Source organism: Pseudomaricurvus sp. ABR4_320 (genome assembly GCF_056159445.1).
Genome location: NZ_JBSWVF010000001.1, coordinates 140,038 through 157,059, shown reverse-complemented (window position 1 = coordinate 157,059; position 17,022 = coordinate 140,038). Strand labels below are relative to the sequence as shown.

General features: G+C 48.8%; 14 protein-coding genes. 7 read left to right on the top strand and 7 right to left on the bottom strand.

Annotation, left to right across the window (positions count from 1 at the left end):
* Nucleotides 1-56 precede the first annotated feature (56 nt).
* Genes ACXAFR_RS00665 through ACXAFR_RS00655 form a run of 3 tightly spaced genes read right to left on the bottom strand, consistent with a single transcriptional unit; the run spans nt 57 to nt 3,730 of the window.
* Nucleotides 57-1,796, bottom strand: a complete 1,740-nt coding sequence (locus ACXAFR_RS00665; RefSeq protein ID WP_475171871.1) for a putative bifunctional diguanylate cyclase/phosphodiesterase — start codon at nt 1,794-1,796, stop codon at nt 57-59.
* Nucleotides 1,797-1,814: 18 nt separating this feature from the next.
* A complete protein-coding gene (locus ACXAFR_RS00660) occupies nt 1,815-2,240 on the bottom strand; it encodes a response regulator (protein WP_475170659.1) in 426 nt (141 codons plus the stop codon).
* Nucleotides 2,237-3,730: a sensor histidine kinase gene (locus ACXAFR_RS00655; protein ID WP_475170656.1), complete on the bottom strand. Its 1,494-nt coding sequence runs from the start codon at nt 3,728-3,730 to the stop codon at nt 2,237-2,239. Before ACXAFR_RS00655 ends, ACXAFR_RS00660 begins: the two co-directional genes overlap by 4 nt.
* A 399-nt stretch (nt 3,731-4,129) precedes the next feature.
* On the opposite strand from ACXAFR_RS00655, the gene ACXAFR_RS00650 reads away from it, so the two are divergent.
* Complete coding sequence (locus tag ACXAFR_RS00650; RefSeq protein ID WP_475170653.1) at nt 4,130-4,387, top strand: hypothetical protein; 258 nt, start codon at nt 4,130-4,132, stop codon at nt 4,385-4,387.
* A gap of 67 nt (nt 4,388-4,454) precedes the next feature.
* Here the strand turns inward: ACXAFR_RS00650 and ACXAFR_RS00645 are convergent, their stop codons facing one another.
* Complete coding sequence (locus ACXAFR_RS00645) at nt 4,455-5,357, bottom strand: response regulator (protein WP_475170648.1); 903 nt, start codon at nt 5,355-5,357, stop codon at nt 4,455-4,457.
* 228 nt (nt 5,358-5,585) lie between these two features.
* Between ACXAFR_RS00645 and ACXAFR_RS00640 the strand changes: the two genes are divergently transcribed.
* From ACXAFR_RS00640 to ACXAFR_RS00625, 4 genes are all read left to right on the top strand, one after another.
* A complete protein-coding gene (locus ACXAFR_RS00640) occupies nt 5,586-6,974 on the top strand; it encodes a coiled-coil domain-containing protein (RefSeq protein ID WP_475170647.1) in 1,389 nt (462 codons plus the stop codon).
* Nucleotides 6,975-7,280: 306 nt separating this feature from the next.
* Entirely contained in the window at nt 7,281-7,742 is a 462-nt protein-coding gene (locus tag ACXAFR_RS00635) for a (2Fe-2S)-binding protein (RefSeq protein ID WP_475170644.1), read from the top strand.
* Entirely contained in the window at nt 7,739-9,964 is a 2,226-nt protein-coding gene (locus tag ACXAFR_RS00630; protein WP_475170642.1) for a xanthine dehydrogenase family protein molybdopterin-binding subunit, read from the top strand. Before ACXAFR_RS00635 ends, ACXAFR_RS00630 begins: the two co-directional genes overlap by 4 nt.
* A 4-nt stretch (nt 9,965-9,968) precedes the next feature.
* Nucleotides 9,969-11,276, top strand: a complete 1,308-nt coding sequence (locus tag ACXAFR_RS00625; protein WP_475170638.1) for a c-type cytochrome — start codon at nt 9,969-9,971, stop codon at nt 11,274-11,276.
* A gap of 73 nt (nt 11,277-11,349) precedes the next feature.
* Here ACXAFR_RS00625 and ACXAFR_RS00620 read toward each other — a convergent pair whose 3' ends face one another.
* Nucleotides 11,350-11,604 (bottom strand): DUF4282 domain-containing protein, encoded by a 255-nt coding sequence (locus ACXAFR_RS00620; protein WP_475170635.1) that lies wholly within the window; start codon nt 11,602-11,604, stop codon nt 11,350-11,352.
* A 248-nt stretch (nt 11,605-11,852) separates the two neighbouring features.
* Here ACXAFR_RS00620 and ACXAFR_RS00615 point away from each other — a divergent pair, with 248 nt between their 5' ends.
* Nucleotides 11,853-12,254, top strand: a complete 402-nt coding sequence (locus ACXAFR_RS00615; RefSeq protein WP_475170634.1) for a YccF domain-containing protein — start codon at nt 11,853-11,855, stop codon at nt 12,252-12,254.
* A 34-nt stretch (nt 12,255-12,288) separates the two neighbouring features.
* Here the strand turns inward: ACXAFR_RS00615 and ACXAFR_RS00610 are convergent, their stop codons facing one another.
* Together ACXAFR_RS00610 and ACXAFR_RS00605 are read right to left on the bottom strand one after the other, a co-directional pair.
* Complete coding sequence (locus tag ACXAFR_RS00610; RefSeq protein ID WP_475170631.1) at nt 12,289-13,965, bottom strand: alpha/beta hydrolase; 1,677 nt, start codon at nt 13,963-13,965, stop codon at nt 12,289-12,291.
* Nucleotides 13,965-15,611, bottom strand: coding sequence for an FAD-binding oxidoreductase (locus tag ACXAFR_RS00605; RefSeq protein ID WP_475170626.1), 1,647 nt, complete (start codon nt 15,609-15,611; stop codon nt 13,965-13,967). Before ACXAFR_RS00605 ends, ACXAFR_RS00610 begins: the two co-directional genes overlap by 1 nt.
* A gap of 192 nt (nt 15,612-15,803) precedes the next feature.
* Here ACXAFR_RS00605 and ACXAFR_RS00600 point away from each other — a divergent pair, with 192 nt between their 5' ends.
* Nucleotides 15,804-16,982, top strand: a complete 1,179-nt coding sequence (locus ACXAFR_RS00600) for an FAD-dependent oxidoreductase (RefSeq protein ID WP_475170624.1) — start codon at nt 15,804-15,806, stop codon at nt 16,980-16,982.
* Nucleotides 16,983-17,022 lie beyond the last annotated feature (40 nt).

The following is a 17,022-nucleotide window of genomic DNA, read 5'->3' as shown; positions in this document are numbered from 1 at the left end:
TTATAAACGTAAAGATATAAGTTAATTGCTAGACTTTTGAATGTAAGATTCAAAAATCATTTTGCTGTCATTTTTTCTAGAGAAGCATCGTTGAAGTGATCAATCCAATCAATTACCTGATTTGCAGGCATTGGTCTAGCGATTGAAAAGCCTTGGCCATACTTGCAACCTAAGTTACGTAGCATTTCCTGATGTTCAAATGATTCAACTCCTTCAGCTATTAGATGGTATCCAAAATTTGTGCTCAAGCCTATTATGGACTCCACAATCGCTCGGTCGTCTTTATCTGAAAGCATATTTTGAATGAATTCTTTATCAATCTTGAGGGTATCCAGAGGCAATTTTTTTAGATAACTCAGAGAAGAAAATCCTGTACCAAAGTCATCAAGTGCGACTGAAACACCAAGATCTCGGCATCGACTCAATACATTCGCTGCAGCGTCAATGTCGTTTATTGCTACTGATTCTACAACTTCAAGTTCAATGGCCTCACTTATCAATTGTGTGCTTGATAACAGGTTTTCTAGATTTTCCAAAAAATTATTAGATTGCAAGTGTGGTGCAGAAATATTTACGCTTGTCTTAATATCCTTTCCCAATTGTGACCAGGCTTGCACCTGTTTTACGGCTTCATTCAATACCCATTCACCGATTGTAATGCTAAGTACTCTATGAGTTAGTGCTTCAATAAAGTAATCAGGCGTTAAAAGTCCGTGGATAGGATTTTGCCACCGTAGTAAAGCTTCAACGCCGAGAAAGCAGCTTGTAGAGAGATTTATTTTCGGTTGATAGTATAGGTGAAACTGATTATGTTTTATTCCATAGCTTACTGACTCCAAAAGTGCACGGCGAGTGTTCAGTCTTAACTCCTCTTTGTGGTCGAAGAACATTATATTGTTTCTGCCACTTTGTTTAACTTTATACATGGTTTGGTCTGCACGCCTAAGTAAAGAATCAGCATCACTCGCGTTTTTATCAACAATCGTTACTCCTATTGAAGCTGATACGGATACTTCTTTCTCTTCTGATACTATAATGGGTTCTTCTATTGCTTTTAGAACGCGTTGTAAAAGTTCCTGGCACTCATAGGTCGTTCGTAATTCAGTTAGCAAAAGAACAAATTCGTCACCACCAATTCGACAAATTGTATCGGAAGCTCGTAACGTACTCTCTAAACGCTTTGCTATTGAAATTAAAACGTTATCACCAGCAGAGTGTCCATACCGATCGTTCACAGGTTTGAAATTATCTAAATCAATAAAAGCTAAGGCTGCGAGTTTTTTACTTCTCTCCGTGTTGTATATGGTTTGCTGCAATCGATCTAGGAGTAGGTGGCGATTAGCGAGTCCTGTTAGCTCGTCGAAATGAGCCATATCGTGAAGTTTTTTTTCTAGCCGTGATCTTTCAACAACATGTGAAAGGGAACGAATTAAGTAATTGTGGTCTAGCTGACTTTTTCGGATGTAGTCTCCTGCGCCCAAACGGATAGCATTCGCGGCGATCTCTTCGTCTCCAACACCAGTTATAATAATTACTGGTGTACGTATGTTTAGAGAATCTCGGATGAATTTTAGAAAATCCAAGCCTGTGGTTGCACCTAGCCGATAGTCACTAAGTATACAGTCATATTCGTTTTTCTTGATGAGTGTGATTGAATCATTAACGGCCTCTGCTTCATCCAGAGTAATATAAGTAGAGAGATTCTTAAAAATTCTTCTAACGCGCTCTCTATCAACATCGTCGTCGTCGATAAGTAGTATTTTCATCCGTCCGAGATTATCTAAATCAGCAACCATCACATAAATTCCTTACAACTATTTCGGAAGCTGTACGGCTGTTTTGTACGCGTCTAGTAGTGAAGAAAGTTTGGCAAATTGTGGTCCAACCGACGACTTTACCATGAAGCCTGCAACGTTAGAGTGATACGCTCGTGAACGGTCAGAGTCTTCGTTAGATGTTGTCAATATAAAGATGACAGAATTTGATAGGTTTTCGTCTTTACGTATATGCTCTAGAAACTCAAATCCATTCATAATAGGCATGTTTAAATCCAAAAGGATTACATAAGGGGAGTTTATGTTTTTCGTTATGTGCTCTCCATGCAAAATCTTCAACCCTTCTTTGCCATTTTCTGCTACGGTTACCGTGCAGTTCAAGCCATATTTTTTTAGGCCTCTTTGAACTGCTTCAATAGCAACATCGTCGTCTTCAATCAGCAAAATATTCAACATCGGATTCATACCGTTAAGTTGTCCTTTCGTGGAAATCTGGGCCACAATATATCGAAGGTCACTCCACGAGATCCATCATTACTTTTTACGGATATTCTCCCCCCATGTGTTTCTGCTAGCCGCCGACACACTGATAGCCCGATTCCAGTTCCTTTACGTTCAGATGACGTCAAGGTTTGAAATAACTTAAAAATTCGGCTTTGCGCTGATTCAGGAATCCCTGGCCCATCATCGCTGATACTTATTTTGAACATATTGCTTTCATATTTACACGTTACTGATATCTCTCCTGTGTCTCGGTCATGATGTTTTATTGCATTTGAAATAATGTTGCGCAGTACGGTTTCTAGAGGAGTTTTTGCAGCCAAAAGCTCAGAGGCTTTGAGGTTGGTGTTTATTTTAAAGCCATTTGGTATTTGCAGTAAGGCACAAATTTCTTTTAGTAGCGTCCCAATATTAACCGGTTCTAAATCTACTTCTCTCGAACCTGATCGCGCATAGGTCAATAGATTGTCAATCAGGCTTTCCATACGATTTACTCGAATTGATATGCGATTCAAATTATGCAGAACCGCCTCTCTATTATCGTCATTGAGATCGTCGTTTATCCATTCCAGTAAATCTGATATTCCCCGCAATGGCGATTTTAGGTCGTGAGACGCAACATAAGTGAATTCTTCCAGGTTGGTGTTTGTTTCTTTAAGTGCATTTTCAAGGCATTTTCGTTCTGTGATGTCGGTTAAAGAGACAATCACCATTTTGGAGCCTTCAGAGGTAATAAACGGGCTTAAGCCTATTTCTACGGGAAATTCTCTGCCATCTTTATGGAGCGCTGTGAGATCTCTTCCAACTCCCATTGATCGAATATCTGGCTTTGTTAAATAGTCACCACGAAGTTTTTCGTGATGTTCTCGGTAGCGCTCGGGTAATAAACTTTCCAGTGGTTGATTTATTAGTTCTTTCTCTTTGTAGCCAAAGCTTTCAACGATATATTTGTTTACAACCTGAATTTTACCGTCTTTGTTTACGACTAAAATTCCGTTTGGCGCCGCTGCTATAGACTGTCTAAACAAACGATCTGCTTCTAGTGATGGAGTCATGTCCATCAACGTTACCAATACCAGCACGCCACCTTCAGTTGTCAGGGGGTTTAGGCCGACACGGATTGGCATTTTGTTACCGTCTTTTTTTATAGCATAGAGTTCTTTTCCTTTGCCCATCTGGCGCTTTTTAGGTGCGCGGAAAAATGCTTCGACTAAGCCCCCATGCTTATGTCGGTACTCTAAAGGAATAAGAATTTCTACACTGGTATTACGTAGTTCTGAGTGATGGTAACCAAGGCCGTCATTTAATAAATCGTTTGTATGAATGATAAAGCCGGAGGTATCTACCAATAGCGCAGGTAGAGGCGTACTTTCCACCATGAATTTCAATTGGGATATGTCGGTGATGGCTATGTAACCATTCTGCTCATCATTTTCTTGGACAGAACGATGCATGGTAAACGCGTCCTTTTTTTGTCTAGTCTAAATAAATAGTCTATAAACGGGATATTGCCCAGCCTAATTAGTAATGGTATTGTTATAGAAAATAGCTAAAAGCGCCTGTTCTTATATAAGACAATTAAGGCATAGATGTTTTTTGGCGCGTTTTATATCATCATAGTGACGTCCGCAAAATAAAAATATTGCCCTATGGGTTTTTATAAGTGACGACCTATTCGACGTTGAGAATTGATATAGTTAATAACACTATATTTGGTAAAAATGTTATTAATTGGGCCTGGACGCTTTTCAGATATCTATTATTGATAAATATGTAATTGTCGTTAATGCATCATAATAATTCATATGAATGACATCATGGGACAGCCGTTGCTATTTAAGGGAAAAGGAATCTTGACTGACGAACTTTGGTCGCTAAAGATTAGCGAAACAAGGTCCATCCGAGAATACAGCCAGTTAGTTAGAAATCTTATCAAATTAGATGCAGAGCTTGCGAAGGGTTCGTATTTAAGTCCCATTGATATGAGACAAAGCAAAAGAAGATCATTGAAAGCAAAGATGGCGGTTGTAAACGCGCGCATTATTTTAACAAGACAGAAAATCTTAAGGGCTGAGGTTATTTGTGAGCTAAGAAGAGCGAGATTATTTTAAAACGTGTGTTTCGTACCATTCTTTAGAATTCACTATTTCTTTTTTTTGGTGGATTTTTCTTAAATTGTTACATCGGCCCGATCGCCATAAACCCTTCGATATCTGAAGCCCTGTCACCACTGAACCGGTAAACATGTAAGCCTCGTTTGAGTTTTTCCAGCATGAGCTGAGCGCGAGCCGCGGTGGATTTGCCTTTGCCGCTCAGGTATAGATCATTAGCGCTTAGCGTATCTTCGTCGGTTTTTCCGTGCATCAATAGTCCAGCAAGCCCAATGACATCTTTAATGGCGGCTTCTGAGGCGGGTAGAATCGAGCGATTGGTCAATTGTTCCTCGAGTTCTCTGGCAGAGATTCGCTTCATCTGTTGGGCAATGCTCAGTGCGGCTCGGTGGGTAAAACCTAGGTGGGCACGAAGGTGGTGCTGAGTATCAGAGTAGGTACAGAATAGAAACGGCACTTGGTTTTCAGAAAAGGCACACGGCGTTGTCTCCTCAAGCTGTATACGGGTGCCAAGTAAAAAAGTAAAAAAATTTTCCAGGATCAATCGGTTGGGGATTCGTACCCCTGATGGTAAAGAACGCCTTTCTATGAGCAGCGGATTGATTCCTGTATGGCGGGCTATGGTATCCGTCAGCTGCTTATAGGTGTAGGGTTTTTCCAGGTAGAAGCTGGCACCAGCAGCTAAAGCCTCGTCAATTATCGATTGATTGCGGTCAATGGAAACGATACCGGTCTTCGTTGGCAGGTTGGATTTCGAGATTTCTCTGATGAGGTTTATTCCATCCATTTCTGGCATGTGTAAGTCGCAAAGTGCCAGTTCTGGTTTTACTTGTTTGGCAAGCTGCAGAGCCTTATTGCCGTCATCCGCATAGAAAAAATTGGCTTTATCGAAACCGATCGCCCGCAGGGCCCGGGTCATGATTTTTTGCATGGCGGGACTGTCATCGACAATTAAGATTTTGAACGCCATTTGGACATAAGTTCCGCTGGGGACATGGATGTAGTTTCACGCGATTGGTTTCTGAATATGGCTATCTATTCTGTGCACGGACAACCTCTTAGCGAAAAAGACACTATATTCATCAATATAGTGCGCCGAGTAGCAATGGTCTAGCCGTGATTGTCACCGGTAACGCGTTCAAAAATAACGAAATGAAGATGCTTTGTGTGCCGTTTTCTTTTTTAGGAGCCGCTCCGGATGATACAACTCAGCGCGACGCAATTACTCATTATTGAAGAGATCGTCATTGTTGTTCTGGGTGTCGCGGGACTCATATTTTTTCGGTTAAGAAAGCGTTATAAGCGCCAGATAGCGTCCAAAGAGGAGGATGTTCTGGCATTGGAAGAAGAACTGCAGCGGATTCAGGCCAAGTATTCAGAGCTCAATGCAAATAATGAACGTGACGCCAATCTCGAAGAAAAGCTCCGCCTGAGTGAGGCTCAAGTCAGTAATTTGCAGCGGTTTAAAAAGCTCTATTTTGAGTTGGAAGAAAAGTTGGCCCTCGTTGATACGTCATTGCACGAAAGAAAAATCAAGAAGCTGATGAAGGAGGTTGTTCAGCAGCGCGACATGATTAAAAGGCTGCAGTCCCAAATGGCTGTTGAAAAAGAGGGTGGTGATATTCGATTGGATGCCGCCAGAGAGATTGATGGAACCTTGGCGGAATTGCATGCCAGTAACATGACTCTCGGAAAATGCTCAAATGACTTGTTCGCGCAACATAAGACTTCTGTCGATGACCAGCGTAGTACGCTGACGCATCTTAAGGAGCGTGTTGCGGTGTTGGAGCAGCGGGAAAGAGAGCTCAAATCGGCGTTGCAAAAGAGCGAACAGCAGCGACAGTCAGGAGGCGTTCGTGCAGAGGCGCCTGTTGGCGTTGTAAAGATTCGGGAAATTGAACACCTCTCCCACCAATTGCAGGCAAAAGAGAACGAATTACGCCGCTTGCGGCAGGAGTGTCAGACGATTGGTCGCCAGTATGAAGATTTGGCGGCCAAGACACTGCGAGCATCCTCTCCGGGAAGCGATGCAGAGCAGCAACAACGGTTGCAGGAGCTGCAGACGTTGTTGACAAACAATACTGAATTGTTAGCACGCAAACAGGCGGAATGCGAGATGTTGGAGAACAGCTTTCTAGCATTATCCGATGACTTGGAGGAGGGCGAGTCCAAGCGACATTATAAAGCGGCGCTCGCCGAAGAGTCTGAACTTGCGATAGCTCGGTCGGAGGTCTGCAAGGATATCGAAGCGATGAGCAGCGATGACTCAGCTGAGGCCATCGCGAGCTTACGGGAGCAGTTGGAAGCCAAAGAACGCGAATTGCAGCAAGCTCGCACCGATTATCAGGAGTTAAAAGCTCAGTTTCTGGAGGTGGCGGAAGAGGAATTTGCGCTCAAGAGAGACGTTCAGAGAATGCGTAGAGAGCACCAGGAAACCGAGATGGAATTAAGTGACCTAAAGCGTACGCGCGATACTACCCGTGCGGAATATGACGAGCTGCGGAAAGAGTATGATCGCCTAGAAAATCGTTTTTTGAAAATGATGGAAAAATATAGCTCGACCCATGAGCATGGCGGGGGGATATAATAATGTAGCAACGGCAGGATATGGTAGTGGCCCGATGTTTGCCGAATGATGAGTTGACACCCACGTCTCGTTAAAAGCGTACAGCGCGAAAAGCGAGTTGGATCACATTCCACTCATGAATTTCTCTCATTAATGCAATGATACTAATGTATCTTGTGCTAGCGTCCATTCCGTAGCATCTTAGTAGCACTCTCCGATAGAGCTTTTCTGGCTTTCTCACCAAAAACACTCGTGCATTTGCTATCCCAAGTGAAAACTCCGTTTTCAGGCGAGCGCGACAAAGAACAAAATCATCAGGTAATGACAATGATTGAACTAACCGTGAACGGCAAGGTGGAAACCTTTGACGGCGACACTGAAATGCCGCTGTTGTGGTATTTGAGGGATGAGATTGGCTTGACCGGCACCAAGTTTGGATGCGGCATGGCGCTCTGTGGCGCTTGTACGGTCCATATTGATGGCGAGCCGGCGCGCTCCTGCATGATGCCCATGAGCGCACTCAATGGGAAAGCCATCTCCACCATTGAGGCTGCGGAAACCCAGTCCATCGGTCAGGCGGTACAAGCGGCCTGGATTGAGCATCAGGTTCCTCAGTGTGGCTATTGTCAGTCTGGGCAGATTATGTCCGCCACCGCACTGTTAAAAGAAAATCCCGCCCCAAGCGATGACGATATTGATTCCGCCATGAGTGGCAACATCTGTCGTTGCGCCGCGTATCCGAGAATCCGTCAGGCAATTCATGCTGCGGCGAAGGAGCTCAAAGTATGAGATTACGTAAGCCGAACGGATCATCGATTCCAGGGCTCAATCGTCGTCAGTTACTCTCTGGCCTGGGCACATTGACCGTGGCCGTCAGTTTTAAAGGACAGCTGGCTCTGGCAGAAGAGGTGCAGTCTGAAGCGACGGAATTTGTGCCGAATGCGTTTCTTCGCATCGACAAACAAGGCTTTGTTACGGTCGTTTCCAGCTACATTGAGATGGGCCAGGGCACTTTTACCGGCCTTGCGACCCTGGCGGCAGAGGAGTTGGACATTACCCCTGAGCAATTGCAGGTGGTGGGGGCGCCAGCGGATGTCGAAAACTATGGCAATCCGGTTTTGGCGGAACTGGGCTTGGCGGTGCAGGGCACCGGCGGCAGTACGGCAATGGCCGGTGCCTGGAAGGTGATGCGCCAGGCAGCGGCCACGACGCGGGTGATGTTGGTGCAGGCGGCGGCGCAAACCTGGGGTGTGGACATCGCTGAGTTGTCCACCGCCGATGGGGCGGTTCTTCATGAGGCTTCTGGTCAGCGTGCTGGTTACGGTGAATTGGTTGAGGTGGCCTCGACACTACCGCTGCCTGCGGCAGAATCCATTACCCTGAAAGACGCTGCCAGCTTTAAACGCATCGGCAAAGCCAACGGTATGTTGCGGGTAGATCTGCCGGAAAAAGTGAACGGCAAAGCGATTTTTACCCTGGACATCAAAGTACCGGATATGCTGGTGGCGGTGATCGCGCATCCTCCTCGTAAATTCGCAAAACCGCTCAAGATTGAGTCGTCGGCAGCAGAGGCGGTGAAGGGGGTCGTCGCGGTACTGGAAATTCCTAATGACACCATTATTCAAGGCGGAGTTGCCGTACTCGCCATAAACACCTGGATCGCGAAAAAAGGCCGCGACGCGCTCAAGATTCAGTGGGACGATAACACCGGCAGCCATGAAGATTCTGAAGCGTTGTTCCAGCATTACCGCGAGGTATCGGCGACAGAGGGCTTAGAAGTTCTGGCGAAGGGCGAGCAATCCTGGGATGTGCCCGAAGAGGGCCATGAAATTAATGCCGTCTTTGAGTTGCCTTATCTGGCACATGCACCGATGGAGCCAATGAATGCGCTGATTCATCTGCAGGACGACCACTGTCAAATGTGGAATGGCGAGCAGTGGCACACCGCCGATCAGGCTGCGATTGCAAAAGAAGTTGGGCTGCCCGTCGAAAACGTGGAGATCACTCAGCTGTATGCCGGTGGCAGCTTTGGGCGGCGAGCCTGTCCGGCGTCAGATTACGTTGTCGAAGCTGCGCGTGTGGCGAAAGTTGCAAAAGCAAAAGGCATTACATCGCCCATCAAGTTGGTGTGGATGCGTGAGGAAGATACTCAGGCGATGTATTACCGGCCCATGACGGTTCACAACAATCGTCTGGTCATCGATGCCGATGGCAATATCTCTGGCTGGCAATGGCGTGTCGTTGGACAGACCTTTTTTGGTACGCCGCCAGAAAAGGTGGATCCTACTCTGGTGGAAGGTTCCCACGATATGCCTTATGCCATCGACAACCTTCGCGTTGAACAGCATATTTTGCCGGGTGATGTGCCGGTTTCCTGGCTGCGGTCCGTAGGCCACACCCATACGGCGATTGTGGGGGAAACCCTCATCGATGAAGCGGCTCATCTGACCGGTAAGGACCCGTACGAATTCCGACGTAAAATGCTCACCGGCAATACACGTTTTCTTACTGTATTGGATTTGGTGGCGGAAAAGTCGGGTTGGAAAACGCCACTGTCTCAGGGCGCAAACGGTGACAAGCGTGCCCGTGGTATCGCGATTCGGGAATCCTTTGGCACCGTTGTCGCACAGGTCGCCGAGGTGACTCTGCGCAAGGATGGCACCTACAAAGTCGACAAGGTTTATTGTGCGGTCGACTGTGGGCAGGTGATCAATCCAATCAACATCGCCACTCAGGTCGAAGGTGGTATCGGTTTCGCGATGTCGTTTTTGCGTCAAGAGATCACCTTGAAAGACGGGCAAGTCATGCAAGGTAATTTCAACACCTATCCGGTGTTGCGCATCAATGATGCGCCCGAGGTTGAGGTGTTTACCGTCGCTTCCGAGAACCCGCCATCAGGGATTGGTGAGCCGGGTGTGCCTCCAGCCGTGCCTGCCATTATGAACGCTCTGAGCGCCTTGACCGGCAACTATCCAAGACGCCTGCCGATCGGCATGCAACTGAACGTATAATCTTATGAAACTTGTAAAACGATTGGGGGCGGCCGCGGGAGCGGTCGTCGTTGTCCTCGGTGCATTGGTGTTATGGACCAAAGTTGCGCCACAGGGGGAAGAGCCGCAAGCGCCTATTGCCGGTGAGCCTGCGCACTTACAGGATGCTGTCAGTCGCGGTGAATATCTGACGCGTGCGGCCGATTGCATTGCCTGCCACACCAAAGAAGGCGGGGAGTACCTGGCGGGTGGACGTCCATTTCGCTTGCCTTTCGGCACGCTCTACGCGACCAACCTAACGCCGGATCCGGAAACCGGTATTGGCGCCATGTCTGATGAGGCATTTGTCGCGGCCGTTCGCGATGGTATAGGCTCTGAAGGCCATGAATATCCGGCCATGCCTTACACTTCGTACACCGCGATGAGTCGGCAGGATGTCTTAGACATTAAAGCGTATCTGATGACGTTGGCGCCGGTCAGCAATCCCAAACCCGAAAACGATCTGGCGTTCCCGTTTAACCAACGCTGGGGCATGGCATTTTGGAACGCCGTATTCTTCAAAAACCAGCGATACGAAGCCGTCGCAGACGAGTCAGAAGCCTGGAATCGCGGTAACTATCTGGCGAACGCACTGGGACATTGCGGCGATTGTCACACGCCCAGAAATATCGGTTTTGCCACCAAGTCTCATGAATACCTCGCAGGGACTGTGGTCGAGGGCTGGAAAGCCTTCAATACCACGTCGGATGGCACCTACGGTATCGGTGATTGGAGTGACGAGCAATTGACCAGCTACCTGTCGACGGGGCATGCACCAGGCCGCAGTTCCGCCTCTGGCCCTATGGCAGAAGTGGTGGAATACAGTCTGCAGTACCTGACCGACAGTGACCTGCAAGCGCTCGTGACCTACTTGCGATCCGTGGAACCGGAGCAGGGCGAGGCCGTCTCTAGTGTCGATGTTGATCCGGCCACTTTGCAGAAGGCATCGGCGGTGTTACCGGGCAATGATCTGGCAGAACACGCCCGGGGTAAAACCCTGTTTGAAGGCGAATGCGCGGGTTGCCATCAGTGGAACGGACAGGGGCGTCAAACCCCTTATGCTTCTCTTAAAGGCAGCAGTTCAGTCAATGATGTGCAGGGCTTGGCGGTTACCCAGGTGATATTGCACGGCACTGAAATCACCATCGATGGCTCTCATCATTATATGCCCGGTTTTGCCGACATCTATTCCGACAGTGATGTTGCCGCTCTGGCAAATTACGTGCTCGCCCATTTTGGCGATAAGTCTGGCGAAGTGACTCCTGAGGATGTGGGATCGGCGAGAGCGATGTAATCAATGGGTATTGATTAAGGTTAACTTTTTGTCTCCCCCCTGTTGGGGGGGAGTATGCCTGGGAAATGCTCAGTTATTTCTTGCGAATCTCCTGTAATGCTTCATTCATCTTGAACAAGACAATCATCAGTTCACACCAAATTCTGGTTCCGATTGCGCCAACAAAAATAATAAATAGGCCTTTAAAGAAGCTACCGAAGGTAAATCCTCCGTAGCCTCCAAAGATGGTTCCAATGCCCCCGATCACCACCGATATCAGCAAAAGCCAATAAACGAAAGTAATGATTTTCGGGGTTAGCATAGAATCAAAAAATAAAATATTTCTCACAGACGCTTCCTTTCTTTGAATGAAAATTAAACACACGTGCGCTTTTTGTCTATTGTGATGGTTATTTGAGCGCTCGATATTCCTTGGACGGACACCGACTAGGTAATCACAGTATGAATACAGATCGAAGTGACTAGAGAATAGCTCGACGAGAATCTAATGGTGTAATCTTATTTCTTTCGGAGCTTGTTTAAGGCTATAAACAGTTCATGGAATTATTGAACTGAGGATGTATCGGCGAGAAAACAATGATTAAGTTGATTGGAAATATATTGTGGTTTGTTTTGGGTGGCTTTTTTATGGGATTGGCCTGGTGGCTTGTCGGCCTTGTGGCTTTTATTAGTATCATCGGCATTCCTTGGGGACGGGCTTGTTTTAACATTGGTTTGTTTTCGTTTTTTCCTTTTGGCAAAGAAGCGGTATCGAGAGATCTCATCAGTGGTGAGAAAGACATTGGTACCGGTAGCTTGGGATTGATCGGCAACGTAATCTGGCTATTGCTTGCCGGTATCTGGTTAGCGATAGGTCATATTATTTCAGCGCTAGCCTGTTTTATTACCATCATTGGCATTCCCTTTGGCATACAACATTTGAAGTTGGTAAACATCGCCTTGATGCCCATTGGCAAATCCATCGTTGATATTCGCTAGGGAGTATTTAAAACCTTGGTGAGGTTCGATGAACTTATTGGCGAGCCAGAAGAAGTGTGGTCAGCTGATTCGCCATATTCAAAGGATCTTCATCGAGTAGCGCAATGTCTGCAATTAAACGTCGGCAGGGCGCTTTCTGACGTGCGGCGAGAGTAAGGCTCGGCTGTTGGTAGTCTTGTAGCGGATACGCAGAAAACGACACTAACCTGTCAGCAAGTGCGTCGTCAGCCTCAAGCAGGGCAATCAACTGTTGTTGCAGTTCTTGTGCGCTGGGCGCATGGGCCGAGAGTCTCTGGGTGCCGGTACGTTCGAACCAGGGGAAAAACAGGTGTTTATCCCTCAGAAAATGCCAGGCTCGCAGTAGATGAGCCCCGGCGAATTCGGGCGTTAAGTCCGGTAGCCATCGATCCTTCGAAACGCCTTTAGTGAGTTCTTCAAAAATTGGATCACAAACGACCATCTGTTGTACGTCAACAAGATTGGTTGGTGCTTTTAACAATTCCAACCCAACCGCTGCGGTCGCGCCAAAGCACACGACGTTAATGGGCGCGGTCAGCATTGCCCCTATAAATTCTTGCAGGAGGCGGGCGGTTTCTGTCGGGCTTACTGCACCGCGAATCTCTGTTTGTCCATGCCCAGGAAGATCCGGAGCGACAATTCGCCATTGATTGCTCAAGGCGGTAATCAGTGGGCGTAGGCATTGGGCGGAGCTACCCGGCTCGTGTAAGACCAGCAAACTGGGCTGATCTGATCGACCTGCGGTGACATAGTGCCATTGACCTTGCTTCAGCTGACAAAAACCTCGGCTGCTGCCGTAGTTGGATTTTTCAGCAGATGGCCGCGGAGGCGATGATGGTTCCGTTAGATGGCTCTTTAGGTAGCCCACAACGGAGTCTGGAATATCGGCAAAGTCATCGACGACGCAGACGTCAACATTGTCGGGTAACGGCGGGTAGTCTTCGGCATAGCGATAGAGCGCGTCAGGTCGTGCCACCAGGAGTTGTGTCTGAACCGTCAAAGCCTCCAGATCCGGGCGAATATCATAGTCGAGAACAGCCCGGTAGGCGGCTCGGTAGTCGTCGCCGGCGTTAAGAAACTCGCGGGTACTGGCGGCAAGATCGGCGTCGGTTGCCGGCCAGTCGATGGCATTGTCTCTGTAGCGTTGATACCAAGGATAAAAATTATGCTGATCTTTCAAGCGCGACCATAGCCAACTCAAGTGGCTGCCATCCCAACTGGGCAAAAACTTAGGAAAGTAATGCGCGTTGTATTCCTGGCGTTCACGGGTATCGCTGATCAAAATACCATTGGCAATCAATACCGATACTTTATGTGGGTGTCGCCGTGCGAGACGCACAGCGGCGATGGCGCCGGAATGGGTACCGAAGATCGCTGGCCGCTTCAGTGATAAGCCATCGATAAGCGCCGCCAGGGCGTCGGCGAAGTCGTCAATTGACGGTAACAGGTCGGCACTGCGTAACGGGTCTGAAAAACCAAATCCTGGCGTGTCAGGCGCGAAGACCGTGTAGTTTGCTGCCAGTAGTTCCATAAGTGGCAGCAGTTCGGCGGAATCTTTTGGGGATTGGTGCAGCAACACCACTGGGGCTCCGGTACCGGCGCGTCGATAGTGAACTTGTCGTTCGCCTATGCGGATGTAATGACGAGTTACGTCGACACCGGAGGTGCCATTTTCAGGTGTTGCTGCGAGCATTAGTTTCCTTGTCCTGTGGTGAACCCCAGCTGACCGGGAGCAATGACCTGCTGAGGGTCCAGCTGATGTTTAATGGCGGTGACCAAGTCACGGGCCGTGGGTTGCAATCTTTCAAGGTAAGGATAGCTTTTGCCCAATTGAAAGTTAACTGCGCCAAAGTCGATAAAGAGCGCAATCAGATCCTTTTTCAGTTGTTCAACATAGGCGCGCGCCTCTGGGTTGGCGGGATACTTTGGCAACCCATCAAGGTAGTCTGCTGGCACCTGCTCGCGGTGATAGGCGGTGATTTCGTCCGGCCAGTAGAGAGCGATTTCATAGAGGAAACCACTGGAGCCAACGGCGCCAAACATGCCGCCTGTCCAGACGCCAAGGCGTTTCATATCGGTTTCCCGCTGTTGGTAAAACGCCTCGAGTGCCTGATGAAATTCCGCCGCTTTGGTGTGGGGTAAAATGCCGTGCAAGGGTACCCAGCGTTCTCCGCTAGGTCCCAGGGTGTTGTAAAAGGGGGCGAAGGGCATGCCGCGGACAACAGCGGGAACGGTGGCAGGAATTTCCCGTCCGAGTCCCGTGGTCAATTCGCGAATGCGGTGCAAGCGCGCTTTGGTTTCGGCGTCGTTTACGCCTTCAACGATGTAATGCGTCATATACGATGAGTCATTGATGACCTTGCGAGCTTTTACTGCGGCGTTAAACAGCTGCTTAAACCCTGACAGCAGTGAGGGGGAGCTGTTAAGGATCGACATGGCGATCTTAAAGGTTTCACCGGCTTTGTCCTGGCGGGCAATTTGACCCTGTGAGAGCGCACCGTCGAGGGCAAAATGGGTATCTTCGAGTTTTTCCATGGCGATGCGTCGCATGGATTCATGCATAGAGGCAAAGTCGGGAAAGGCAAAGGAAATGGTGCGGTGTGCCGCGCGCGGCTTTAGCAGCGGGAGGGTTAATCTGGCTTTAATGCCAAGGCTGCCGCAGTCGCCGGTAAACAAGCCGGTAAGATCTGGTCCAAAAAAGCGTGCGAACGGGCCAGCGTTAGCCGCAGCGGAACCGGTTTGCAGCAGACTGCCATCGGCCAGAACCACATCCATGGACAGAATGGATTGCGCTGAAATTCCGTAAGCGCCAGAGCCATGACTGATGGTGTTTTGTGAGACGGAGCCTCCGACGGTCGCCTTCAAGCCCGAAAAAGGCCCCCAGAATGGCGTGCGCAGTTCGCGTTTATCCAGAGCGTCTTTCAGTTCAGCCCAGGTAACACCGGCTTCGACGGTGACATAGCCGCCGGTTTCATTAATGTCGATAATGCGATTCAGTGCGCTCATATCGATCAACACCTGACCGGCATCTTTCGCCAAATAGCCGTCGGTATAAGATGCGCCGCCACCGCGGATGGAAAACGCGATTCCTTCGCTGTGGACCAGTTTGATGATGTCCTGAAGTTGTTCAACTGAATCAGGTCTGACCGACGCTAAGGGTAGAGCACCCTGGCGGTAAACGTCGGTGTACAGTGCTTCACCGTCCGCTCCAGCAAAACAACGGTCCGCCCCAACGAGGTCTTGCAAGCGGGCCAGTGTCGCTGCGTGGGCAGAATTTTCGGTGGTGTGCGGTGTGTTCTGGGCATCATTGTGCGGAACACTTTGCTGTTCGTTCATCATTGACTAAACCTGCGAATTGAAGCGACGGTGTTCACACAACATGCAGCGGAAAACAGGCTGCAAACACGTTGGAGACAACCGTGGGCGATCTCTGTATTGGCCGCAAGTGTCTCTTTTCAAAGGGTTAGCGTCCTTGACAATTGTCATGGAGCCATTTCCAGGTTCCGGCAAACTAGAATCCAGGATTGCTCGATGGGTCGGATGAAAACTATGCAAGATATCGATATTGCCGTTGTTGGTGCCGGAATTGCCGGGTTAACTGCCTCTTTGGCGTTGGCCAAACAGGGGAACCGTGTGCACTTGTACGAGGCTGCTCCTGCTTGGGGGGATGTGGGTGCGGGTATTACATTGGCGCCCAACGCCATGCGGGGGATGGACTATGTCGGTGTCGGCAAGGCCATCGAAGAGACTGGCATCGAACCTACCACGCAGCTAATTTCACATTGGCAGGACGATCAAACCCTGCTGACAGTCGATCGCCGAGGCACTAAAGAGAAGTATGGTGCCGCCTATGTGTATATTCACCGCGCCGATTTACACAACATTCTCGTTGACGCCGCGACGAATGCTGGCGTTCAGATCTCTCTTAACAAGCGCGCAGATGCGGTTGAGACCAGCGCAGAGGGCGCTAGCATTCGTTTTGCCGATGGTACCGTTGCCAACGCCGATTTGGTCGTCGCTGCCGATGGCCTCAAATCCCAGATTCGAACTCAGTTTGATACCAAACCGCCGCACTTTACCGGCCATATTGCGTTTCGTGCATTGGCTCCGGTGACGCCCGCGATTCAACATCTGGTCGACCAACCCGGTATGCATATTGGCCCCGGGAAGATGGTGGTTCGCTATCCGCTGCGTAAGGGCAACATTCTCAATTTGGTGTTTTTTGCTCGTCAGGATGGCTGGACCGAAGACGGCTGGTCGATTCCTGCCGCCAAATCTGAATTGAATGCTCTGTACGGCGATTGGTGTCCCAATATTCAAACGCTGCTCGAGTCTGTGGCCGAGGGCTCGGTATTTAAGTGGGCGATCAATGCTCATCAGCCCATCGAAAATTGGATTATGGATAACCGGGTGACATTACTGGGTGATGCCGCTCATGCGATGACGCCCTTTATGGGGCAGGGCGCAGCGACAGGTATCGAGGATGCCGTAGTGCTCGCCAGAATCCTTGAGGATTCCGCGACGCTTGCAGAGGCGCTACCGCGTTACCAAGCGGCACGTCTTGAGCGCACCAGCTTTATTCAACAAGAATCGAATGCCAACGCAGATCGCTTGCAGGGAGATCAAGCGGAACTCTATGGATTGGGAAATCTTCGAAATGAAGAAACACTGGGTTTGTTCGCCTACGACTGTGTGAGTGAGCCTGTTTAAGCTGAGCGATTTCTGATCTTTATGCTCTTGCATCAGCGTT